The organism is Proteus terrae, assembly GCF_003144325.1.
Taxonomy (GTDB): Bacteria; Pseudomonadota; Gammaproteobacteria; order Enterobacterales; family Enterobacteriaceae; genus Proteus; species Proteus terrae.
The window spans coordinates 274,211-298,417 of record NZ_PENS01000006.1; the positions used below are offsets into that span (position 1 = coordinate 274,211).

The following is a 24,207-nucleotide window of genomic DNA, read 5'->3' on the forward strand; positions in this document are numbered from 1 at the left end:
ATGATTAATTGGTGTAATCAAGTTGCGTCTTGCCAATATGTTAAGCAAAATGCTCGATTACTGGAAATTTATCCATGTTAAAATGACTGTTTTACACACAACAATAAACAACGTTAACGAGAACCAACCTATTGAATAATATAAGGATAAACTATTTCGTTATCGTTATCATAGCGCTCTTTTCAGCGGCTATTATCGCGTTGAATATTACATGGCCGGATAGGCAAAAAGCGCAGATAAATAAGATTTTATCTCGTGGTGAGTTAAGAATTAGTACGATACCTTCACCATTGATAACGATGAACGATAAAAAGGACCCCGTAGGTTTCGATTATGAATTAGTGAAGCGCTTTGCAGATTACCTAGGCGTGAAACTTGTCGTTAATATGCGGACAAATATCAACCAAATGTTTGATGATCTGGAGAATAATAAAGCTGACTTTATCGCCGCCGGATTACTTTACAATAAAGAAAGATTAGAAACGACACGCAGTGGCCCTGCTTACTTTTCAGTTTCTCAACAGCTTATTTACCGTAAAGGGACATTAAGACCACGTAGCTTTGATGCGTTAGATGGGCGCCTTGTTGTCACTGCTGGCTCTGCTCATGCAAGTTTATTGCGAACATTAAAAGAAACGCAATATCCCGAGCTTGAATGGGAAGAATCAGATAATCAGACAACCTCACAACTGCTAGAAGCATTATCGGAAGGCAAAATAACCTATGTATTAGCAGACTCAATCAGTGTTGCAGTACAACAGCGCATTCATCCTAATGTTGCCGTAGGATTTGAAGTCACTGAAAGCCGTCCATTAACATGGTATCTGCCAGATGGTGAAGATAATAGCTTATATGCAGCGATGCTCGATTACTTTAATCAATTATCTCAAGAAGATGTATTAGCAAGACTTGAAGAAAAGTATTTTGGCCATGTTGGTTCGTTTGATTACTTCGATACTATCTCTTTTATTACAGCGATAGATTCTATTTTGCCAAATTATCAGCCTCTTTTTGAAAAGTATGCAGATACCTTCGATTGGCGCTTATTGGCAGCGATGGCATGGCAAGAATCACATTGGGATCCTCATGCTACATCACCAACGGGTGTTAGAGGATTGATGATGTTGACTCGCCCTACTGCATCAAGTATGGGCGTTACTGATAGGCTTGATCCTGAAGAGAGTGTTCGAGGAGGAGCGCAATACCTTAAACATCTTCTTTCGCGCTTACCCGATTCTATTCCTGAAGATGAAAGAATTTGGTTTGCATTAGCGGCATATAATATGGGATTTGGTCATATGCTTGATGCCAGAAGGCTTACTGAGCAACAAAATGCCGATCCTGACAGTTGGTTAGATGTAAAATCAAGATTACCTCTACTTAGCCAAAAGAAATATTATGCTGACCTCCCTTACGGCTATGCCAGAGGCCATGAGGCTTATCGCTACGTTGAAAACATTCGACGATATCAGCTCAGCCTTGTCGGTTACCTTCAAGCTAAAGAGAGCAAAAACAAAATATTATCTAAAGATAAAGAGAGTGATAACGATGAAGAACAAGAAAGATCATCATTGTCATTAACTCAAGATATGGCTTATCAATAATTTTTGTAATTAAAAACAGTCTATTAAACAACCTAGCCTCTTTTACAGAGGCTTATTTATTTTCTTTCTACTATTCAAAAAAATCGCTCCAACCATTAAAGCAACCCCCAAATTAATATTTTCTTAATATTAAAAATTGTTACATTTTTTCATCCTACTTTTTATCCAAAATAGGAAAAACACATGTGTTAAAAAATGTAACACTCATTAGCTAAAACACTCAGCTAATGAGTAAATTGTATTTAAAACGATCCAACTAGTCATTTTAAGACTATCAGAATAAGTGAAATATAAGAAAAAATTAACTTAAATACGTAGGAATTATCTCATTAGTTATTATTCATTTTATGATTATAATTTTTGGAGGAACTTTTTTTGCAATAAGAATTAACCTAAATAGGTCTTTGTTAACATCTAACTTATTGAATTATATATATTATGATAATCTATAATTGATTTTATTAATTTTCTTAACCTAATGTTAATAACATTACTTTTTGTAAAGTTAAAGTAATGTTAATTATATTGTCTATTAAATTTATCTGCCTGATAAACTTTTTCACCCATAAATTGAGTAATAAAAAGAATAAATCTACATAAAACTCTATTAATATGGAATAGGCAAGATTAAATATGAAAATTGAGGAAATCAACAAAATGTTATATCAAATAGAGCGCCTTTGTTGATATCATATAAACCAGTCATTATTCGAAACAACTCGAAATATAATGCAAATCAATTTTTATATTCCGACATTAATATTATTTTTCTATAAATAATAATACGCACGATCTTCAAGGGATTATCTATAATGAAACTGAGTAAAATTGCTTTAGCTGCTGCTTTAGTATTTGGTATTAATTCTGTTGCAACTGCTGAAACTTCTGCACCAAAAGTTGGCGCAACTAAAGGCGAAATTCAATTAAAAGGTGAAATTGTTAATTCAGCTTGTGGATTAGCAGCTTCTTCAAGTCCTGTTATTGTTGATTTCAGTGAAATCCCAACTTCTGCATTAGCAAATATGCAGAAAGCAGGTAACGTTAAAAAAGATATCGAATTACAAGATTGTGATACTACCGTAGCAAAAACAGCTACTGTTAGCTATACACCAAGCGTTGTTAATGCAACAAATAAAGACTTAGCATCTTTCGTATCTGGCTCAGCTTCTGGCGCAGGTATTGGCTTAATGGATGCAGGCAGCAAGTCAGTAAAATGGAACACAGCAACAACACCTGTACAATTAGTTAATGGTGTTTCTAAGATCCCATTCGTTGCTTATGTTCAAGCTGAATCAGCAGACGCTACTGTAACTCCAGGTGAATTCCAAGCCGTCATCAACTTCCAAGTTGATTATCAGTAATCGTTTTATTTATTTAAATTAATTAAATAATAGATTAATTACTGCATTAACGCAGAGGACTTCCTCTGCGTTAAATTTGATAAAACACTTCAATTTAATAAGAATAAAATAAAAACTAATTAAATAAATATTCATTATTTAATTAGTTTTTATTTAATTAGTTTTTATTTAATTAATAATTAGGCGTTTATTCATGTTAATTTCTTTTTTTCACAGCACAATATGGAAAAACATTTGTGCCATTTTGCTATTGTGCTTAGCGTTTTTCGCTCAAGCCGAGCAAGATGATTCTGTGGAATTTAACATTCATATGCTAGATGCCGAAGACAGAGATAATGTCGATTTATCTCGTTTTGCAACCTCTAATTACATTATTCCGGGTATGTACTACTTAGATATCCGTATAAATGACCGTGACTTTCCTCGCCAAAACATTAATTATATTGAAGTTAAACCCAATTACTCCATTGCCTGTATTGACCCTACTCTTCTAAAAAAGTTAACAGTTAACGAAGAAAATCAAAAATTTATCGAAGAAATCTCGCCAGATTGTTTCGATATTAGTCAATTACCGGGTATCTCCATCAAAAATGATGGCGGTATTCTTGATATTGTTATGCCTCGTTCATTAATGAAATATGAAGATACCGATTGGACACCCCCTGAATTGTGGGATCCAGGTGTATCTGGGTTATTAGTTGACTATACCTTAACGGGTACATCAACTCGTCCGAATAAAGGCAATAATAACAACTCATTAACAGGTTATGGACAGGCTGGAATTAACTTTGGTGAATGGCGACTACGTGCTGAATATCAAGGAAACTATTCATCTGAATATTCATCAAATAATAGCTTTGATTGGAATCAGATTTACGCCTATAAACCATTACCTAACCAAGCAGCAAAACTAACGCTGGGTGAAACTTATTTAAACTCTCAAGTTTTTGATAGTTTCCGTTTTACCGGTGCCAATATACAAAGTGATGAAAGAATGTTGCCACCTTCTTTACAAGGTTATGCACCTGAAATCCACGGCATCGCAAACACCAATGCTAAAGTGACAGTAACTCAAAATGGCCGCTTAATTTATGAAACCACAGTACCTGCGGGCCCTTTTGCTATTAAACATTTACAAGACACAGTACAAGGTCAATTAAATGTTAGAGTCGAAGAGCAAAACGGTAAGGTAAACGAATTCCAAGTACAGACCGCCAATCTACCTTATATGACGCGTCCTGGCTCTGTGCGTTATAACACATCAATGGGTCAGTCATCGCTCAATAACCATAAAATGCAAGGCCCTATTTTTTATCAAGGTGATTTTTCATGGGGTATGAACAACACATGGTCGCTGTATGGCGGGGTTTTGTTGACGGCTAAAGATTACAATGCTTGGTCATTAGGATTAGGTCACGATATGGGTCGTTTAGGTACACTCTCAGGTGATATTACTCAGTCTTATAGCAAAACTTATGATAATGAGAATATCAACGGGATGTCATTCAAACTGAACTACGCTAAAACATTCGATGAATACCATAGTACGATTACTTTTGCAGGTTACCGATTTTCAGAGAAAACATTCCGATCTTTCTCTCAATATATAGATGAGCGTTATAACGATATTAATAACAATGGTTATGAAAAAGAGATGTATACCATTACAGGTAACAAAACTTTTTGGGCTGATGATATTGAAAAATCGACAACACTTTACCTCTCTTATCGACACCAAAACTATTGGGATAAAAATACACAAGAGCAATATGGTGTTACTGTAAGCCGGAATTTTTCTATTATGGGTATAGAACAGATTAATACTAACTTATCTGCATTCCGTACTCAGCATAAGGGAAATACTGATGATAGTATTTCTTTCAATATTTCAGTTCCGTTAGGAAGCGGTAAAAGCATTGGTTATAGCTTACAAGATAGTAACGGTAAAGTTAACCAAATGGCCTCTTATTCTGATAATAGCAATTATAATAATCTTTGGCGTGTCCGTGCAGGTTTAAGCTCAGACAATAAAGCCAATACTGATGGTTATTATCAACATCGTTCGCAATATGCAGAAATTAACGCCAATGCAAGCTATCAACAAGATAATTACATTGCAGTGGGAGCAACAGTTAAAGGCGGATTTACTGCAACGCGCCATGGTGCTGCATTACATAGTAGTAGCATGACATCAAGTACTGCCCGCATGATGGTTGATACAGGCGGAGTTTCAGGCGTACCATTTAATAATCAAAGTACGACTACAAATCTATTTGGTATAGGGGTATTAACTGACTTAACTAGTTATAACAATGTTGATGCTCGTATTGATGTTGATAAAATGGATTCAGATATTGAAACACACAAAGCCATTACTTCTGCAACATTAACTGAAGGCGCGATTGGATACTATAAATTCCCTGTTCGCCAAGGTGAGCGCCTAATGGCTATCTTACAAACTACCGATCAAAAATACCCGCCATTTGGTGCCGAAGTCACCAATAAAAACGGTGAAAATATGGGAATGGTGATGGAAGATGGTTTAGTTTATATCGCCGGTGTTAACCTTAATGAATCCTTAAACGTGATTTGGGGTGGTAAAACCCAGTGTACGATTACAATTCCAGCGGCAATTAACGATCCACTAAAACGTGAGTTGTTATTATGTCAGGGATTTTAATGAACAAAATGAATTACTAGAGATAATTGTATGAACTCATTCAACACACTCAAAACGCTTTTTTGTGGCTCATTAATTGCACTCAGCATAGTGAGTACAACTCAAGCGGGCGTGTCATTAGATAGAACTCGTATTGTATTAACAGGCAACGAGAATTCAGCTAGCGTAAATCTAAAAAATACTAGCCCTGACATTCCTTTTTTAGCTCAATCATGGGTTGAAAATGAACACGGTCAAAAAATTGCCTCTCCTTTAGTGGCATTGCCACCTTTACAGCGTCTTGATGGTGATCAAAAAGGGGTTGTTAGAATAACCAAAACAGCAGAAGTTGGACTTTTACCACAAGACAGAGAATCACTGTTCTATTTAAATGTGCGTGAAATCCCACCAGCACCAAAACAAGCTAACGTGCTACAAATGGCAATGCAGTCTCGCATTAAATTATTCTACCGCCCAACTGCCATTATTCCTGAAAAACCGGGCATGATTTGGCAAGACCAGTTGGTATTTAAAAAACAAGGTAATCAATTTATTGCCGAAAATCCTACACCTTACTACATCACTATTATTGGTCTTTCCAATAAATTGAATGGTGAAGATAGCGATAAGTTAACCACATTCCCCGGATTAATGGTTGCACCTAAATCATCACTGGAAATTCCAGTTAAAACCAATGGCGTCAATCAATTTTACATGATGTATGTAAATGACTACGGTGGACATCCAGAATTAAAATTTGTTTGCCAACAAAATAGCTGTACAGCGGCACCAAAAGAACAACAACCCAAATACTAATTAACTTGACGCCGGTAGGAATAAAATGAAATTAACGACAGCAAATTTTTATTTCAATACGCTAAGATTACTTTTTACTGGCGCAATGTTATGTACTCCAATTGTTGCTTCCGCATACATTCATGGTGAGGTTCGTACCGTTGGTGGCCCTAATATCTTTAGAGTTGAGTTAAATAACGCAACATTTCCTAATAACAGACCAGGTGAAACTGCCAGAGTAAATTTCTCTTTACCTGATAGATATTTAGCGACAGTTTATTGCCCTAAAGATCCCTTAGTTCCTAATTCTCGCACTTATTATATGGCGAATTCTGACCTACGCTATTTAGGCAATAATTACTATGAACTTAATGAATACGTTGATGTTCAGATCAAGTTTTCTATTTGGGGTCCTGAATCACTTCCTACTGTTCCTTTTATTGAAAAACCTAACAATCGAAATGGGCAACAAGGTTGTCGCGTTCCTGAATCACCAAAACCCAACATGTCATCAGGAAGTAGCGGTGTATTAGTATTTCGTCTAAAAAAACCGATTATTAATGGGGTTTCATTAACAGGGCAAGCTGTAGCTCAAATGTATGCCCGTGTGGGCAATGGCTTATATCGAGAGTATGGCCCGGAACCAATTTCAAAATTAGTGATTAGCTCTGGAATACTAACCACTGAAGATAAATGCACATTTAATAATGGCTCTCCAATTACCTTTGATTTTGGCAATGTCGGTAATACTTCTGACTATTTGAATGGTCAAAACTACAAGATCACTCGCAATATTCCAATAAAATGTGAAGGTGGTAGTTTTACTAATCCTAACAGTCGAATTATGTTTAAAATTCAAACAGGAAGCTCAGGTGTTGCTAGCTTTAACCCTAATTATCTTGGTACAACAGGACCTGTAGATAGAACAAATCTAGGTATTGTTTTAAGAGACAAATCAGGAACGATTGTGCCACCTAATCAATATTTCTCTGTTGGGAAGCTGAATAATTTTAAAGGTAATTGGGAAGTTACTGCTGCTCCTATTGCAAAGGCAGGGAGCAAAATTACAGAAGGTGAGTTTTCAGCACATGCCACATTAGTTGCGGAGTTTATGTAATGAAAAACTCAATAATAAAATCGGCTATTTCTCTTTTATTATTACTTTCACCTTCTGCCTTTGCTGTGACAGAGCTTATTGGCGGTGATATGGAATTTAAAGGTGTTGTGGTTGCGCATGGTTGTACCATTGTTGCTGGTGATGAAAATAAAGTAATCGATTTTAAACAGATATCTGCCAAAGATCTCTATACCTTTCAAAAAAGTGAACCCGTTGCTTTTAGTATTAGTTTAGAAAATTGCAGTCAGGACATTTATAGAAGCGTCACGATTACGCTAGATGGAAAAGAACATCCTACAATGCCCAATCATCTTGCTGTTGTCGGCACAGGATCTGAAGATCCTAAAAGTATCGGGATTGTATTTACAGATGTTCAACACAATGTTATTCAATTAAAAAAACCGAGCTCAACTCGACTTCTTAATAATAAACGTATTCAATTTAATTTTATGACGTATGTTGAGGCATCGCCCTCTGCACTAAAAAATCAAACTTTACTAACAGGCCCTTTCCAAGCCCAAGCAACGTATACCCTTAATTATCAGTAAATATTATTCTTTTATTGCTGTTTCAGTATTGATTATGGCTGGACTGTTTTTTTGCTTTTTAAGCTGTTTCTTTTCAGCCCTTCTCATTTTAAAAAACTGACTTAAAAGCTGCGAACATTCTTCACCTAATACACCTGAAGTTATCTCAACTTTATGGTTCATCCCGGGATGCTGCAAGATATCAATAAATGAACCAGCCGCACCTGTTTTTAAATCTGAGGCACCATAAACCACGCGTTTTACCCGACTATGAACAATCGCTCCCGCACACATCACACAAGGCTCAAGAGTAATATAAAGAGTTGCATCGAGTAGGCGATAATTTTGTAAATGCTTTCCCCCTTTGCGTAACGCCATAATCTCAGCGTGTGCAGTGGGATCGTTATCGATAATTGAATGATTCCATCCTTTAGCAATGATTTTATTATCAACGACTAATACTGCGCCCACTGGTATTTCACCGATTTCTTGTGCTTTTTGCGCTTGCTCAATCGCTTTATGCATCCAATAAATATCATCTTTAACTTTATTCACAAGGATATCTCTTCATTATCATATAGCGGGATATTGTACCCTGTTTTCTATTGATAACTAAAGAGATTGTCTTGAATTGTTTATGACAAAGATAGCAAGATGAAACTTTAGTTTACGCGAGCTTCTGTGGCTAATTTGACAGCTAAAGTGCCTAAGATTGTCGCCATAAACCAACGTTGAACCAATGCCCAACGAGGCCTTTGCATAAAGAATCCTGCAATAGAACCCGCAGCAATAACAATCAATGCATTTACTACAATGCTAATAATAATTTGAATGCTACCTAGCACTAATGATTGATTTAAAACACTGCCATTTGGAAGGCTAATAAATTGAGGTAACAGTGATAAGTACATTAATGCAATTTTAGGATTTAGCAGATTAGTGATAAAGCCCATTACAAAGAGCTTTGTTGTATTACCTGAAAGTAATTTTTGGGGATGAAAGATAGAGCGTCCACCGGGTTTAATAGATTGCCAAGCAATATAAAAAAGATAAATAGCACCACAAATTTTTAATGTATCGTAAGCATAAGGCACAGCCATAAAAATAGCTGTAATACCAAATGCAGCTAATAACATATAAAAAATATAGCCAACAGCCACACCAATTAATGAAATAAATCCAGCTTTTTTCCCTTGAGAGATTGAGCGTGAAATCAGATAAATCATATTAGGGCCTGGAGTTAGTACCAAACCCAAGGACAAAAGCGCAAATGTCCACATATTGAACAATGTTGGCATAGCATACCCCTTATTTATTGCATTATTTAACATCAATAACAGAGTGTTAGATGTGCGGGATACCACAAAAAATACTATTTCCTTCATGTAGAAAAAAAAGAAAGATGCTCCTATTTATTGTTTTATTGAAAAAATTAGGTCACAAAAAACTCTCATTGTGTATATGTGTGTGAAATGATTTTAGGTTAGGAGGTTATATGAGATCAGCTGACCTGATAAAGGAGTTCATAGCCGCAAATTATGAGTTAAAACGGCATAATGGAGGAAGCCATCAGATCTAGTGGTCTCCAATAACAGAAAAAACATTTCCTGTTTCTCATCCCAAAAAAGACTTACCGATTGGCACTGTTAAATCCATAAAAAATCGGCGGGGATATAATCCCCCGCCACGAACTTATTTCCAATTAACTTTATTCCACCTTTGCTTAGAGGCAAAGGCGGCATTTTTTTATTCACCTAAAAAATGTTAATTTTCACTCTTTCAAAACCATATATTTAGAATACTCAGTGTATATGATAATCTCCCTTTCTCTATTGATATGTTTTGAGATTTTTTTGACGTAATAACCCAATTTTTATGCATATGCTTGTATATTTATTTTATATAAACACTTTATTCTCTTTAAAAGTGACCTATGTATTATAGAAAGCAAGCAAAAGACCAAGAGTAACATATAAGTGCAAGATATAAGTTACTGAAATTTAATAATTTATATATTAAGTGACTGATATGGCTTTACTAATTACGAAGAAATGCATCAATTGCGATATGTGTGAACCAGAGTGTCCAAATGATGCGATTTCAATGGGGGATGAAATTTATGAAATTAATCCTGATCTTTGCACTGAATGTGTAGGACATTACGATAAACCAACTTGCCAATCGGTTTGTCCGATTACTAACACGATCATCACTGATCCTGCTCATACTGAATCTCAAGATGAATTATGGGAAAAATTTGTGTTGATCCACCACGCAGATAAGATCTAAACCTTAATCGATGGATTTTGTGGGTGATAAATCTAAGAGAGCTATTTTTCTAAAATAACTGTCGCACAAGCATAACGCTGTTCATCAGCAAGTGTTACGTGAATAGAGTTTATCCCCGCTTTCTCTGCCATCTCTTTTGCAACCGCTAAAAAATGCAATGTGGGTTTACCTAACTCATCATTACGCACTTCAAAATGGTTGAAAGCTAATCCTAAACGAATACCTGTTCCTAATGCTTTTGCCGCTGCCTCTTTTACTGCAAATCGCTTAGCTAAAAAACGTATTGGCTGTTTATGGGATTGATAAATTTCCCATTCAGTATCAGTAAGAATACGACGAGCAAGGCGTTCACCAGAACGCCCTATAATCTCTTCGATACGTGATATCTCGACAATATCCATACCTAAACCAACAATAGCCATTAGCGACGCGCTTCTCGCATTAAGCGTTTCATTTCTTCAACCGCTGGCGCTAACCCACTAAATACTGCTCTACCAATAATAGCGTGACCAATATTCAGTTCATACAGTTCAGGTAATGCAGCAATACGTTGCACGTTGTGATAGTGCAGACCATGTCCTGCATTCACTTTTAAACCTTTAGATGCGGCATAAGTAACTGCATCACGAATACGGACAAACTCTTTTTCTTGAGCCATTTCATCTTCAGCATCAGCATAAGCGCCAGTGTGGATCTCAATAAAAGGCGCACCAACACGGTCGGCTGCGTTAATTTGCTCATGGTCAGGATCAATAAATAGAGAAACTTTGATATCTGCTAAAGATAAGCGTTTAATTGCCTCAGCAACTTTATCTTCATTGCCAACAACATCTAAACCACCTTCTGTTGTCACTTCTTGGCGTTTTTCAGGTACCAAACAGCAAAAATCAGGCTGAGTTTGACAAGCAATCTCGATCATCTCTTCAGTGACTGCCATTTCCAGATTTAATCTTGTCTGAACCGTTTGGCTTATCAGCATTAAATCACGATCAGTAATATGACGTCTATCTTCACGTAAATGGATAGTAATACCATCAGCACCAGCTTGTTCTGCAATAAAAGCCGCTTGAACAGGATCGGGATAAGTTGTGCCACGGGCATTACGAAGGGTGGCGATATGGTCAATATTAACGCCAAGTAGAATATCAGACATGCTCTTCTCCTGAAAAATAACGTTGCATTACCTTAGTTTACACATTCCATAGAGAAGAAAAAGACAATATTACTGTTCTGCCATCAATGCTCTTTTCTTTGGGGCTTTTTTAATGGCAAATTGTCTAAAAAGTTCTCTACTTTTTAATGGTTTTCCGCCTAAATAGGGCTTCAATGCCATTCGAGTAAACCTTTTCGCCGCTTTTAATGTTTCAACAGTAGGAAATTCGCGACTGGCTAAGGATTTTAATTCAAATCCAGTAAAACTATTATGATCAACCACTAAACTCGCAATAAAGCCTTTTTCTTCTCGATAACGATAAGTCATCGAATCTGAAACTGGCTCTCCACTTCCCGCACAATGCAAAAAATCTAAACCATAGCCAAGTTGTGTTAATAACGCGAGTTCAAAGCGTCTCAGTGCAGCTTCAGGTGTAGTATCGCTAGCAGCAAGAATTTGCAAACAGGAAAGGTATTCAAAAAAAAGTACACTATAAGACGTACCATTTTCTAAAACACGAGATAATAACTCATTGAGATACAAGCCACTGTATAGTACAGAGCCTGTCAGAGGTAATGCTAAAGAGATAGGTTCAGCATCACGAAGTGTTTTTATTTCTCCTCGCCCACTCCAACGAATGAGCAAAGGAGTAAAAGGTTGAAGTGCCCCTTTTAAGGGTGAACGACGGCCTCGCGCACCTTTCGACAATATGCGTACTCGCCCTTCATTTTCAGTGAAAAAATCGAGTAACAAACTCGTTTCACTGTAAGGTCGAGCATGGATAACAAATGCACGTTGCCAGCCATCCACCTCAGTTACCTACTTTAAATCGTCCACATAGCCAAGGCTACGTAAAGCACGTTCATCATCAGCCCAACCAGCTTTGACTTTCACCCAAAGTTCTAAGTGAACTTTGTTTTCAAATAAGTCTTCCATGTCCATACGGGCTTCAGTACCAATTTTCTTGATTTTCACACCTTTATTACCAATAACCATTTTCTTCTGGCCTTCACGCTCAACCAGAATTAATCCGTGGATATCATAACCACCACGCTCATTGGTAACGAATTGTTCGATTTCAACCGTGACAGAATAAGGTAATTCTTCACCTAAAAAGCGCATCAGTTTCTCACGAATAATTTCTGACGCCATAAAACGCTGAGAGCGATCAGTAATATAATCTTCAGGGAAATGATGAGTCGCTTCTGGTAAACATTTACGTACGATTTTCGCGATCGTATCGATATTCATGTCTTTTTCAGCACTGATTGGTACAACATCAAGAAAATCCATTTGTTGACTTAAAAAGCCAATGTGTGGAAGTAACTTGGTTTTGTCAATCACGTTATCCACTTTATTAATTGCTAATAAAACAGGGCAACGTAATGATTTTAATTTATTTAATACCATTTCATCGTCAGGCGTCCAGTTGGTGCCTTCAACAACGAAAATAACCAATTCAACATCACCAATTGAACTGCTTGCTGCACGGTTCATCAGTCTGTTGATGGCTCGCTTCTCTTCAATATGTAAGCCCGGTGTATCCACATAAATCGCTTGGTAAGCACCGTCTGTATCAATACCCATGATACGGTGACGCGTAGTTTGCGGTTTACGTGATGTAATAGAAACTTTCTGCCCCAGTAATTGGTTCAGCAGTGTTGATTTTCCCACATTTGGGCGACCGACTATCGCAATAAATCCGCAATAGGTTTGTTCTTCGCTCATTCAAGCTCCAGTTGTATTAATGCCTGTTCAGCAGCGGCCTGTTCAGCTTTACGACGGCTTGTACCCATCCCTTTGACAGGTTGTTCGATACCGCTTATCTGACAATGGATCGTAAACTCTTGATCATGGGCTTCGCCACGAACCTGTACCACAATATAAGAAGGTAATGGTAAATGACGGCCTTGCAGATACTCTTGCAAACGAGTTTTAGGATCTTTTTGCTTATCGCCCGGACTGATTTCAGCCAAACGATTTTCATACCAATTTAAAATAATTTTTTCGATATTTTGAATATCACTATCGAGGAAAATGGCACCAATTAAAGCTTCCACCGTATCCGCTAAAATTGATTCACGACGAAAACCGCCACTTTTTAACTCCCCTGGGCCTAAACGTAGACATTCGCCTAGTTCAAATTCACGCGCTAACTCAGCGAGTGTATTCCCACGAACAAGCGTTGCTCTCATTCGGCTCATATCACCTTCATCAACACGAGGAAAGCGATGATAAAGTGCATTAGCAATCACATAGCTTAGAATTGAATCACCTAAAAATTCTAAACGTTCATTATGTTTACTGCTGGCACTACGATGCGTTAAAGCCTGCAGTAATAATTCATTTTGCGTAAAAGTATAGCCCAGTTTCTTTTGTAACTGGTTTACTAATAAAGTATTCATGTGCGATCAATTTCCATAACTTAATTTGAAGCACACGCAACAAATCTGTTTAAGACAACGAGAAATTATCGAGTTGGATAACAGAACTGTTGCGTTTGCACTGACCCCTGCCAATAACAAGGGCCAATCATATTTAAAGAAGCGACATATTCTACACTTAGATAAGAAAGAATGCTGTCGCTATTTTGTTAATTATTACTTAATGCCACCGATACGGCTAAAACGAACGCCTGTTGGCCATTCATTCTCTACTTTTTCAAAGCTCATCCAGATTGTTGTCGCTTTACCGACTAAGTTTTTCTCTGGAACAAAGCCCCAGAATCGACTATCAGAGCTACCGTCTCGATTATCACCCATCATAAAGTAATGACCTTCAGGAACAATCCACGTACCGACAGGTAATCCGGGTTGAATAAACTCTGGCATCGTCATATCACCGGGTATTGTCATAATACGGTGAGAGACTTTATCAATAGTTTCTACCCTTTCTTCTTCACGTAATTGAGTTGCTGTTGAAATAGGCTCTTCAATTGGAATAGATTTCATACCATTAATACGCTGACCGCCCGGTACATTTTGTAATAACAACGTCCATTCACTTGGGTAAGCAGTACCGTAAGTTACTGAAATATCTTCATTGCAAATGGCTTTATCACAATTTGGATAGATATGAAGTTTTTTCGACATCATATCATAAACAATTTTATCGCCCGGTAATCCAATAACACGTTTAATAAAATCAGTAGAAGGATCACGAGGATATTTAAATACTGCAATATCACCTCGTTTTGGCTTCCCTGTATTAATTAACGTTGTCTGTGTAATTGGATCTTTTAATCCATAAGCAAATTTTTCAACCAAGATAAAATCGCCAACCAATAAGGTTGGCATCATGGAGCGAGAAGGTATTTGAAACGGCTCATACACAAATGAACGCAGAACCAAAACAATAATCAAGACTGGGAATAAAGAGCCTAATGTCTCCGCCCAGCTTGGCTTATTAATTGATTTTGCTAACTCTTGCTGATCCTCGGTCCCTTGCGTCATCTCTTGAAGACGCTTTAGTTTTGCTTTTCGGGCAGGCTTGAGCTTAAAGCGCTCAATTCCCCAAAAAACTCCCGTTATTAGCGTTGCCAGCGTTAGGATCAAGGCAAACGTGTTAGCCATGTTTTCTCCTTAAATTATTTATCTTTACCAACATGAAGGATGGCTAAAAACGCTTCTTGTGGTAGCTCTACGTTACCAATTTGCTTCATACGTTTTTTACCATCTTTCTGTTTCTGTAACAGTTTCTTCTTACGGCTAACGTCACCGCCATAACATTTGGCTAATACGTTTTTACGTAACTGTTTAACAGTTGAACGAGCAATAATGTGGTTACCAATTGCCGCTTGGATGGCGATATCAAACTGTTGACGTGGAATAAATTCTTTCATTTTTTCCACCAACTCACGACCACGATAAGGTGCATTATCGTTATGTGTAATCAATGCTAAAGCATCAACGCGCTCACCATTAATCAAGACATCTACACGTACCATGTTAGAGCCTTGGAAGCGGATAAAGTTATAGTCTAAAGAAGCATAACCACGTGATGTTGATTTTAGACGGTCAAAGAAATCTAATACCACTTCAGCCATCGGAATTTCATAAGTTAATGAAACCTGATTACCATGATAGACCATATTGGTTTGAACGCCGCGTTTTTCGATACATAAAGTAATTACATTACCTAAGTATTCTTGCGGTAATAGCATATGACACTCAGCAATAGGCTCTCTGATTTCTTCAATATTATTCAGTGGTGGTAATTTAGACGGGCTATCCACTAATACAATATCACCGTTAGTCATTTCAACTTCATAAACTACGGTTGGGGCCGTTGTAATCAGGTCAAGGTCATATTCACGTTCTAAACGTTCTTGAATGATCTCCATGTGCAGAAGACCCAAGAAACCGCAACGGAAACCAAAACCTAATGCAGATGAACTCTCTGGTTCATAGAATAATGAAGCATCGTTTAAGCTCAATTTACCTAATGCATCACGGAATGATTCATAGTCGTCAGAACTAATTGGGAATAAACCGGCATAAACCTGTGGCTTAACTTTTTTAAAGCCAGGTAATGGTTTATCTGCTGGTTTTTGGGATGCTGTTAAAGTATCCCCAACAGGTGCACCTAAAATATCTTTAATACCACAAACAACCCAACCAACTTCGCCACAATTTAATGATGTTGTATCAATTTGTTTGGGTGTAAAAATACCAATACGGTCAATATTATAAACTTGTCCCGTACTCATTACCTTGATTTTATCGCCTTTACTTACTTTACCGTTTTTAACACGAATAAGTGAAACAACACCCAAGTAATTATCAAACCAAGAGTCAATAATCAGTGCTTGTAATGGTGCCTCAGGATCGCCTTCAGGCGCTGGGATTTCTTTAACAAGACGCTCGATAACTTCTTTAACACCAATACCTGTTTTTGCAGAGCAACGCACTGCATCTGTGGCATCGATCCCCACAATGTCTTCAATCTCTTCAGCAACACGCTCAGGCTCTGCTGCTGGTAAATCTATTTTATTTAAAACAGGAACGACGGTGAGATCCATATCCATCGCTGTATAGCAGTTAGCTAATGTTTGCGCTTCAACCCCTTGCCCGGCATCTACGACCAATAAGGCGCCTTCACACGCTGCGAGTGAACGAGATACTTCATAAGAGAAGTCAACGTGTCCTGGGGTATCGATAAAGTTAAGCTGATAAACTTCACCGTCATCAGCGGTGTAATTTAAGGTTACGCTTTGCGCTTTGATTGTAATACCACGTTCACGCTCAAGATCCATAGAATCAAGAACCTGCGCAGCCATTTCACGATCTGTTAAGCCACCACAAATTTGAATAATTCGATCAGATAACGTCGATTTACCGTGGTCAATATGTGCGATAATGGAAAAGTTACGTATGTTTTTCATTCTGAAATTATTTTTCTCTATTGCTTTGCTCTATAAATCTGGCTTTGGAGTCATTCATGGACACAAAGCGAAAACTCTATATTGCAGGAGTTATGATTGATGACGCATTCTACACATTAGAGACATTATACTCAAAGAAACGTTCATCAAACACAAACATTTATGCTAAGACTTGCATTTATTTGTAATTTTTTGCGAGTATTTTCTAGATAAAGAAATGCGTTAATTTAAGATGAGTATTATTACAAAAGCGGCATGATAAAAATAATGGGGCAAATGCCCCATCTCTTTAATCTGCTCATTATTCTTGAAATTGAACTTTAAGTTCATGAGGTGGAAGCCCTATTTGCAATATAACAGGCTCAAAACCTTCGTCTTTACTCCACCAAGTCGCCACTTTTTTTGCAAATAAGAAACCAAGGATACCACCTACAAGCCCACTGCAAAAAATAGCAAACTCACTAGAAAACCAAAGGCTCGCAATGCCTGCGACAATAAATAGACCAATAAGTGGCGTTAAATACACAAGCATTGCAGAAAGAAGTAGATTATTTTCAGGAATACCCACTTCCACTTTTTGCCCCTCGACTAAAGTTTGTGCAACAGGAAGTTCAAGTTGATGAACTGTCTCTGGCCCTATTTTATTTAATAAATAAGAGCCGCAGGCAGCACGAGCTTGGCAACTACCACAGCCAGAAGAAGAGCCGTAGCGTAATAACGCACGTCCTTCATGCCAATGTATAACTGTTGCCCACTCTTTAACCATAACTTATACCCTTTTACTTTTTCGTAAATACAACACTATTAACTATTGCTTGTGCTGTAGGAAACGGTAACTGACCAATAAAGGTAATTTCATTACCTTCTTTGTCATAGGTATAAATTGTATTACGACCATACCTTAACATTTTATCGCGTTCGGGCGAATTAACCTGTTGACCACTTTTATTAACATAAATAGAGAAGTCAAATAAGCCATCGCTAAATAAAATCGACTGACTAAACTCAGTTTCAGAGATCTGATGGTTACTGCGTTTTACCTCTTTAAAACCTTCAGGTAATTGACTAACCGACCAGTTATAAACCAATGGCTTAACTTTTGGCACAAGTAATAAAGGAGGCATATTGACAGTACGTAATGAATTAAGCTCAGTTCCGACTTCACTTCCTTCATTAACCGTGATCACTCGAAATTGTTCAATGATGTCATTATTCTTATCTAACAAATCGACTCTTAAAGGCAGATATCTTTCCTCATCAATAAACAAGACATAATCGTAGCGGTCATTGTTTTTCGATAGCACACGAACAACTCGGCTTGGAATATCACCAATATGCGTTCTACCTGCATCAATAAAATTATAATAACCCGATAATTCATTGAAATCTTGGTAAATGATAGAAGGGATATAATCAACAATATGATCATTTCTTAAGCTGAAGGCATCTAAACCGGGTTCAAAATAGCTGATTTCATCGCCACGTTGAACAATTTCACGGCGAGTACTATCCATTTGCATTAATTGTGCAAGTGGTTTGCCATCAATCAGAGTATGACGGTAGCGAATAGGAACAATACCTTGAGAATTGATATTGATAAAAGATAATTCATAGGTAGAGCTTTGACTTGTCTGACCCATCTTTTGCAACAAAGCCTCGACACTACCTGTTTGAGGTTGTGCCAAGGCTTGTATCGGCATTGACAGGCTGCCCACCAGCAATAAGGTGGATAACCATGATTTTTTCATTACGACTGTTTCATTCCCACTCGTTATTTATACATTCACATCTATTATTACTGTGCTACTACAGGTTGAGTTTCACCTTGAGCGCTGATTGGCGCTTCATTTTGTGGTGCATTATAGATACGACGATCTAACTCATACTGTTGCAGCATTAATCCAAGGCGCTGATTACGCTCTTGTAAACGTGTTTGCTGGTCTTTACCTAAAGTATCGTTTTGAAGATTTAAACTTACAGGCGAACCTGAACCCATAATAGGTTGAGTATTAAATACAGGTGTATCTACTTGAAAATCTTCAGAACCACTTTTTCCATTATATTGCTGAACACCAACAATAACAGCTAATGAAACACAAGCCGCGACACCGATTTGAGTTAACTGACTTGCCCAAGGACGTAACGTTTGTAAGAAAGAGTGCTTACGCCATTGTGATGGCGCAGGTTGCTGCTCTCGTTGTTGTTCAGGACTTATGCGAACAGGTTCATTCTCTAAAGCGAGCGCAACGCGACTTTCGATATCGAAGTGGACTACTTCACCTACATCACCACGCATTGTGTCACGAATTAAATGGTAGCGTTGCCATGTCTCTTTCATAGAGTCATCACGAGCGATTGTACCCATTAATTCTTTATCAAGAACTTCGCCATCCATAAATGCAGAAAGTTTTTCTTTTTGCATATAAAAGTACCTTTCAGTCAATGATGGTTCACCCACAATTAAAACTCTTGTATTAATGGTTGAACCTTATTATCAATAGCTTCTCGCGCCCTAAAAATACGTGAACGTACTGTTCCGACAGGGCAATCCATAATGACCGCTATCTCTTCATAGCTTAGTCCGTCAAGTTCCCGAAGTGTAATAGCAACCCTTAAATCTTCAGGTAATGACTCTATGGTGTGAAAAACCACTCTCCGTAATTCTTCAGACAACATTAAATTCTCAGGGTTCGAAATTTCTTTTAGTGCATTTGGTGATTCGAAGTTTTCAACATCACTCGCATCTAAATCATTCGAAGGCGGACGTCGCCCCTGTGCAACCAGATAATTTTTTGCTGTATTCACAGCAATGCGATAAAGCCATGTATAAAAAGCACTATCTCCACGGAAAGAACCGATGGCACGATAAGCTTTAATAAAGGCTTCTTGCGAAACATCTGGCACATCGCCCTGTGGTACATAACGGGAAATCAGGCTTGCTACCTTGTGTTGATAGCGGATAACCAGCAAATTAAAGGCTTTCTGGTCACCATTTTGTACCTTTTCAACCAACATTTGGTCCGTTAACTGCTCGCTCATTAGAGATGGACTCTCCCGAAGTCAAGCTTCGCACTATTTTTAAATGACTCCGTCATATTTACTCTCGTTATTCCTTCTCGTTTTATGAGCTACAAGACTTGGAGTGCAAAAATAGTATGAAGTTCAATTCAATCATTATTTTAAGAGATGAATCACAAAAAAATCATCATGGTGATCACCCAACCAAAATGCAATTTGCCAATAAAAAAACGATAACACAATGATATTATTTAAATATATACGATTACTTACAACAATATATATTATCTTAAACAATGTATTATTAAATATAGATTTAATAATATAAATAAAAGTCAGTCACCCAAGAGCGAAACTTATCAGTATAATGCCCCTCATTATTACGAATAATAAGTTCATCTATACTACATTCAACACTGCTTTGATTTTGTCTTTGAAATGCTAACAAAATTCGATGATAAGGTTTATCTGCACTATCTTTAATATTAACGCGTTTTGCAATATTCCACTCCTTTTTTTCTGCAATTTCAATAAATTGCTCACCAATAGAGTAAGGTAATACCACACAGAACAAACCATCTTCGGTGATAAGTGATTGCGCACTATCCAGCAAGCCCTCATGCGTTAAGGTTTTGGTATAACGTGCTTGCTCACGAACATCATTACGACAAGCAATTGCTGGTTCAAAATAAGGAGGATTACTTACAATCAAATCATACTTATTTTGCGCTTGTTCAGCATAATGATAGATATCATCATGATGGATATGAATAAGTGAGCGCCATTGTGACTCTTGAGCATTTTCCGCAGCTTGTGATGCTGCTTTTTCATCAAGTTCAATACCATCTATGCGCTCAATTTGGCTCGCTCGCTGAGCCAGCATTAATGCGATTAATCCACTCCCAGTACCGATATCAAGCGCTCTTTTTACATTATCGATAGGTGCCCAAGCCCCTAATAAAACACCATCTGTACCCACTTTCATTTCACACTTATCATGAGCAACAAAAAATTGTTTAAATGTAAAACCGCCTTTGCGTAATCCTGCTTTTTTCACTTTCTTTTGATTCATTTATTGGCTCTATTGATTCGTATTACTACCTCTTTTTTATTACTTATCATTCATGTCATTGAAAAAGAGATATATGGTATGATAACGCTTCTGCAACCCCTATCTTAACATTAAACTATTTGTATACGATGCACGCTTATTTAGATTGAGCCTAAAAACAACGAATACCTTCGTCTATCGGTAATATATAATGTGATAGCGGTAAATCCTCTGGCTTTTAGCGGGGGATAATGTCAAAATCCGCGCCCTAAACAGAGGTATACAATGACAGCCACGACATTTTCCAGTCTTGAACTTGATGAAAGTTTATTGACCGCATTAGAAGAAAAAGGATATCAACGTCCTACTGCTATTCAAGCAGATGCAATTCCTGCCGCAATGGATGGACGCGATATTTTAGGCTCTGCGCCAACAGGCACAGGGAAAACTGCGGCCTTTTTGCTTCCGGCAATTCAACACTTGCTTGATTATCCACGTAAAAAATCAGGCCCGCCACGTATTCTTATCCTGACACCAACTCGCGAACTTGCCATGCAAGTTGCAGAACAGGCAAAAGAATTATGTGCACATACACATTTAGATATCGCCACTATCACAGGCGGTGTTGCTTATATGAATCACGCTGAAGTTTTCAGCGAGAACCAAGATATCGTTGTTGCAACAACTGGTCGTTTATTACAGTACATCAAAGAAGAAAACTTTGACTGCCGTGCAGTAGAAATGCTGATTTTAGATGAAGCAGACCGCATGTTAGATATGGGTTTTGCTAACGATATCGAAACGATTGCAGGCGAAACTCGCTGGCGCAAACAGACATTACTGTTCTCCGCAACACTAGAAGGTAATGCGGTTATTGATTTTGCACAGCGCATCCTCAACGAACCAGTTGAACTTAATGCTGATCCATCTCGCCGTGAACGTAAAAAAATTCAGCAGTTCTATTATCATGCTGATAATCTCGAACATAAAACAGCGTTACTTGCCGCATTACTGAAGCAAGACGATGTTAAAAAATCGATTGTCTTTGTTCGTAAAAGAGAACGTGTAAGAGAGCTTGTCACTGCGCTAGAAAAACAAGGTATTAAATGTAGTTACCTTGAAGGTGAAATGGCGCAAACACAGCGTAACGATGCGATCAAACGTTTAGAATCAGGCAAAATGAATGTGCTTGTTGCCACAGACGTTGCTTCTCGTGGCCTTGATCTAGATGACATCACACACGTTTTCAATTTTGACTTACCTCGTACTGCGGATGTTTATTTGCACCGTATTGGTCGTACAGGACGCGCAGGTCGTAAAGGTATCGCTATTTCATTGGTTGAAGCTCACGATCATCCATTATTAGGGAAAATTGGTCGTTACGTTCAAGAGCCTATTAAATATCGTGTTGTTGCTGAACTACGTCCAGAAACCAAAGCACCAAGCCTGAAAGCAACATTCAAACCTTCTAAAAAAGTGCTAGCTAAACGCAAAGCGAAAAAAGAAGAAGAGAAAAAAGCGGTTAAAGAAAAAGTGCGGACTCGCGATCGTAAAAATATCGGTAAACGTCGCAAAGCAGTTGCTGAGCATACAGAAAAGAAAGTGGCTCCTACTACACCAGCAAAAGAAACGAATACTGATAACGAATAATCTGTACTCTTTTTGATCTTATAAAAAAACCGTAGCTATATAACTTAGTTACGGTTTTTTTGTTATTCTCTCTTTTTTCTTATTTTATATAGAAAAGTAGAAAAAAAGAAAAAAGCCCGATATTTTCATATCGAGCTTATTATTAATTTATTACTTTAGTGAAAATTACAGGCTTTCTGTGAAAGTACGAGTAATAACATCACGTTGTTGTTCTGGAGTCAGTGAGTTAAAACGCACTGCATAGCCAGAAACACGAATAGTTAATTGAGGATATTTCTCAGGATTGTTAACAGCATCTTCCAGTGTTTCACGGCTTAATACGTTAACGTTAAGGTGTTGACCACCTTCTACACGAACAACCGGTTTAGATTCTACAGGCACTTCACGGTATTCGATATTGCCTAACTCTTTACGGTTAATTACTTGGCCTTCTTCAAAGCCTTTTTTAGCACAGATGCAACGAGCTTCGCCGTTTTCATCATCTAATAACCAGAAAGAATGTAATAAATCGTCGTTATCAGCTTTAGTAATTTGGATACCAGTAATCATTTCGACCTCCAATGTGGGCACAAAATCAAATTCTGATCTCATATCAGAACTTGGGTATTTGGTCTAACCAATGTTTCTGTCTACTTATATACCAGTATAAATGGCGTCATTCTTTGATAAATATCAATAAAATTCATAAGCACTTTAGCTCACAGGGTGCAAAGTGTTGTTTTAAATCAATAATCACTCATAACTAATTTGCAATTTTTTTTGTAAATTTTCAAATAAAAGTTGAGAAATCAATTAATTCTTATTTTTAGGTCGTAATATTTTCATTCCCCTGATGAAATCGGTAAGCTTAGACACCATAAGATATCAACAAGGATTTTAGGTTATGACTACACCATTAACTTGGCATGATGTGATAGGCACTGAAAAAGAAAAGCCTTACTTTCATCAAATTATGTCTCAAGTCGCACAACAAAGAGCAGCAGGTAAAATCGTTTATCCACCTCAAGAAGATATTTTTAATGCTTTTCGTTTTACGCCTTTTGATAATGTGAATGTAGTTATTTTAGGGCAAGATCCTTATCATGGCCCTAATCAAGCACATGGCCTTTCTTTTTCAGTACGACCAGGCGTGCCTGCGCCTCCTTCGTTAGTCAATATGTATAAAGAGCTTGAAAAAGAATACCCTGATTTTAAACGCCCCAACCACGGCTATTTAGAAAGCTGGGCAAAACAAGGTGTTTTATTACTTAATACCGTATTGACCGTAGAGAAAGGCCAAGCCCATTCTCACGCTAACTATGGTTGGGAAATCTTTACTGATGCAGTGATTGAGCAGATCAATCAACGTAGAGAAGGGGTTATTTTTTTACTTTGGGGCGCCCATGCTCAGAAAAAAGGCCGTTTTATTGATACCAATAAACACGTTATTTTAAAAGCACCTCATCCATCACCACTCTCTGCCCATAGAGGCTTTTTAGGTTGTGGCCATTTCAAACAAGCCAATGATATTTTACAGCAGCAAGGTCGCACACCGATCAATTGGCATCTTGATCCTATTGAATAATATCGCCTTTTAAAACATAAAACCGCACAATAACAA

At 37.5% G+C, this 24,207-nt stretch carries 24 protein-coding genes and 1 pseudogene; 10 read left to right on the forward strand and 15 right to left on the reverse strand.

Annotated features, from left to right (window positions below; all coding sequences use genetic code 11):
- Positions 1 to 131: 131 nt before the first annotated feature.
- From mltF to DK857_RS07560, 6 genes are all read left to right on the forward strand, one after another.
- Entirely contained in the window at positions 132 to 1,604 is a 1,473-nt protein-coding gene (gene mltF / locus DK857_RS07535; RefSeq protein ID WP_075670448.1) for a membrane-bound lytic murein transglycosylase MltF, read from the forward strand.
- An 812-nt stretch (positions 1,605 to 2,416) separates the two neighbouring features.
- Positions 2,417 to 2,965 (forward strand): fimbrial protein, encoded by a 549-nt coding sequence (locus DK857_RS07540; protein ID WP_109370973.1) that lies wholly within the window; start codon positions 2,417 to 2,419, stop codon positions 2,963 to 2,965.
- A gap of 193 nt (positions 2,966 to 3,158) precedes the next feature.
- Entirely contained in the window at positions 3,159 to 5,645 is a 2,487-nt protein-coding gene (locus tag DK857_RS07545; RefSeq protein ID WP_109401887.1) for a fimbria/pilus outer membrane usher protein, read from the forward strand.
- Positions 5,646 to 5,675: 30 nt separating this feature from the next.
- A complete protein-coding gene (locus DK857_RS07550; protein ID WP_109392980.1) occupies positions 5,676 to 6,440 on the forward strand; it encodes a fimbrial biogenesis chaperone in 765 nt (254 codons plus the stop codon).
- 25 nt (positions 6,441 to 6,465) lie between these two features.
- Positions 6,466 to 7,536, forward strand: a complete 1,071-nt coding sequence (locus tag DK857_RS07555) for a fimbrial protein (RefSeq protein ID WP_109392979.1) — start codon at positions 6,466 to 6,468, stop codon at positions 7,534 to 7,536.
- On the forward strand, positions 7,536 to 8,084 hold the full coding sequence (locus DK857_RS07560) for a fimbrial protein (RefSeq protein WP_109392978.1): 549 nt from the start codon (positions 7,536 to 7,538) through the stop codon (positions 8,082 to 8,084). The genes DK857_RS07555 and DK857_RS07560 overlap by 1 nt, the downstream gene beginning before the upstream one ends.
- Positions 8,085 to 8,087: 3 nt before the next feature.
- On the opposite strand, the gene tadA is transcribed toward DK857_RS07560, so the two are convergent.
- Positions 8,088 to 8,618 carry a tRNA adenosine(34) deaminase TadA gene (tadA, locus tag DK857_RS07565; RefSeq protein WP_109392977.1) on the reverse strand — a complete coding sequence of 177 codons (531 nt, stop codon included), beginning with the start codon at positions 8,616 to 8,618 and terminating at the stop codon, positions 8,088 to 8,090.
- A 107-nt stretch (positions 8,619 to 8,725) separates the two neighbouring features.
- Complete coding sequence (locus DK857_RS07570) at positions 8,726 to 9,361, reverse strand: LysE family translocator (RefSeq protein ID WP_109401888.1); 636 nt, start codon at positions 9,359 to 9,361, stop codon at positions 8,726 to 8,728.
- Positions 9,362 to 9,558: 197 nt separating this feature from the next.
- Between DK857_RS07570 and DK857_RS07575 the strand changes: the two are divergent.
- Together DK857_RS07575 and DK857_RS07580 are read left to right on the forward strand one after the other, a co-directional pair.
- Positions 9,559 to 9,735: pseudogene (locus DK857_RS07575) on the forward strand (type II toxin-antitoxin system HicA family toxin); the annotation flags it as partial.
- A gap of 356 nt (positions 9,736 to 10,091) precedes the next feature.
- Positions 10,092 to 10,352: a YfhL family 4Fe-4S dicluster ferredoxin gene (locus tag DK857_RS07580; RefSeq protein WP_075673672.1), complete on the forward strand. Its 261-nt coding sequence runs from the start codon at positions 10,092 to 10,094 to the stop codon at positions 10,350 to 10,352.
- Between the two features lie 41 nt (positions 10,353 to 10,393).
- On the opposite strand, the gene acpS is transcribed toward DK857_RS07580, so the two are convergent.
- The 12 genes from acpS to trmN all read right to left on the reverse strand — a co-directional run bounded on the left by acpS (position 10,394) and on the right by trmN (position 20,978).
- Positions 10,394 to 10,774, reverse strand: coding sequence for a holo-ACP synthase (gene acpS / locus DK857_RS07585; protein ID WP_098942282.1), 381 nt, complete (start codon positions 10,772 to 10,774; stop codon positions 10,394 to 10,396).
- Positions 10,774 to 11,505 carry a pyridoxine 5'-phosphate synthase gene (pdxJ, locus tag DK857_RS07590; RefSeq protein WP_109401889.1) on the reverse strand — a complete coding sequence of 244 codons (732 nt, stop codon included), beginning with the start codon at positions 11,503 to 11,505 and terminating at the stop codon, positions 10,774 to 10,776. The genes acpS and pdxJ overlap by 1 nt, the downstream gene beginning before the upstream one ends.
- Before the next feature lie 69 nt (positions 11,506 to 11,574).
- Entirely contained in the window at positions 11,575 to 12,315 is a 741-nt protein-coding gene (recO, locus tag DK857_RS07595; RefSeq protein ID WP_109392974.1) for a DNA repair protein RecO, read from the reverse strand.
- A 9-nt stretch (positions 12,316 to 12,324) separates the two neighbouring features.
- Positions 12,325 to 13,233, reverse strand: coding sequence for a GTPase Era (gene era, locus DK857_RS07600; protein ID WP_109392973.1), 909 nt, complete (start codon positions 13,231 to 13,233; stop codon positions 12,325 to 12,327).
- The gene (gene rnc, locus DK857_RS07605; RefSeq protein ID WP_069367822.1) at positions 13,230 to 13,910 is read right to left on the reverse strand and encodes a ribonuclease III; all 681 of its coding nucleotides are present in this window, start codon (positions 13,908 to 13,910) and stop codon (positions 13,230 to 13,232) included. The genes era and rnc overlap by 4 nt, the downstream gene beginning before the upstream one ends.
- A gap of 195 nt (positions 13,911 to 14,105) precedes the next feature.
- Positions 14,106 to 15,077 carry a signal peptidase I gene (gene lepB, locus DK857_RS07610; RefSeq protein WP_109392972.1) on the reverse strand — a complete coding sequence of 324 codons (972 nt, stop codon included), beginning with the start codon at positions 15,075 to 15,077 and terminating at the stop codon, positions 14,106 to 14,108.
- Positions 15,078 to 15,091: 14 nt separating this feature from the next.
- A complete protein-coding gene (gene lepA, locus DK857_RS07615) occupies positions 15,092 to 16,888 on the reverse strand; it encodes a translation elongation factor 4 (RefSeq protein ID WP_075673666.1) in 1,797 nt (598 codons plus the stop codon).
- A gap of 301 nt (positions 16,889 to 17,189) precedes the next feature.
- Positions 17,190 to 17,654 (reverse strand): SoxR-reducing system protein RseC, encoded by a 465-nt coding sequence (gene rseC / locus DK857_RS07620; RefSeq protein ID WP_099659371.1) that lies wholly within the window; start codon positions 17,652 to 17,654, stop codon positions 17,190 to 17,192.
- Between the two features lie 13 nt (positions 17,655 to 17,667).
- Positions 17,668 to 18,636: a sigma-E factor regulatory protein RseB gene (rseB, locus tag DK857_RS07625; protein ID WP_109401890.1), complete on the reverse strand. Its 969-nt coding sequence runs from the start codon at positions 18,634 to 18,636 to the stop codon at positions 17,668 to 17,670.
- A gap of 47 nt (positions 18,637 to 18,683) precedes the next feature.
- Positions 18,684 to 19,310 (reverse strand): anti-sigma-E factor RseA, encoded by a 627-nt coding sequence (gene rseA, locus DK857_RS07630; protein ID WP_264371810.1) that lies wholly within the window; start codon positions 19,308 to 19,310, stop codon positions 18,684 to 18,686.
- Between the two features lie 38 nt (positions 19,311 to 19,348).
- A complete protein-coding gene (rpoE, locus tag DK857_RS07635; protein WP_006533574.1) occupies positions 19,349 to 19,927 on the reverse strand; it encodes an RNA polymerase sigma factor RpoE in 579 nt (192 codons plus the stop codon).
- Positions 19,928 to 20,222: 295 nt separating this feature from the next.
- Positions 20,223 to 20,978 (reverse strand): tRNA(1)(Val) (adenine(37)-N(6))-methyltransferase TrmN, encoded by a 756-nt coding sequence (gene trmN, locus DK857_RS07640; protein WP_109401892.1) that lies wholly within the window; start codon positions 20,976 to 20,978, stop codon positions 20,223 to 20,225.
- Between the two features lie 264 nt (positions 20,979 to 21,242).
- Between trmN and srmB the strand changes: the two genes are divergently transcribed.
- A complete protein-coding gene (gene srmB / locus DK857_RS07645; RefSeq protein WP_227003135.1) occupies positions 21,243 to 22,607 on the forward strand; it encodes an ATP-dependent RNA helicase SrmB in 1,365 nt (454 codons plus the stop codon).
- Positions 22,608 to 22,772: 165 nt separating this feature from the next.
- Here the strand turns inward: srmB and grcA are convergent, their stop codons facing one another.
- Entirely contained in the window at positions 22,773 to 23,156 is a 384-nt protein-coding gene (gene grcA / locus DK857_RS07650) for an autonomous glycyl radical cofactor GrcA (RefSeq protein WP_023581591.1), read from the reverse strand.
- 334 nt (positions 23,157 to 23,490) lie between these two features.
- Here grcA and ung point away from each other — a divergent pair, with 334 nt between their 5' ends.
- Positions 23,491 to 24,171 (forward strand): uracil-DNA glycosylase, encoded by a 681-nt coding sequence (gene ung / locus DK857_RS07660; RefSeq protein ID WP_109401894.1) that lies wholly within the window; start codon positions 23,491 to 23,493, stop codon positions 24,169 to 24,171.
- Positions 24,172 to 24,207: the final 36 nt, after the last annotated feature.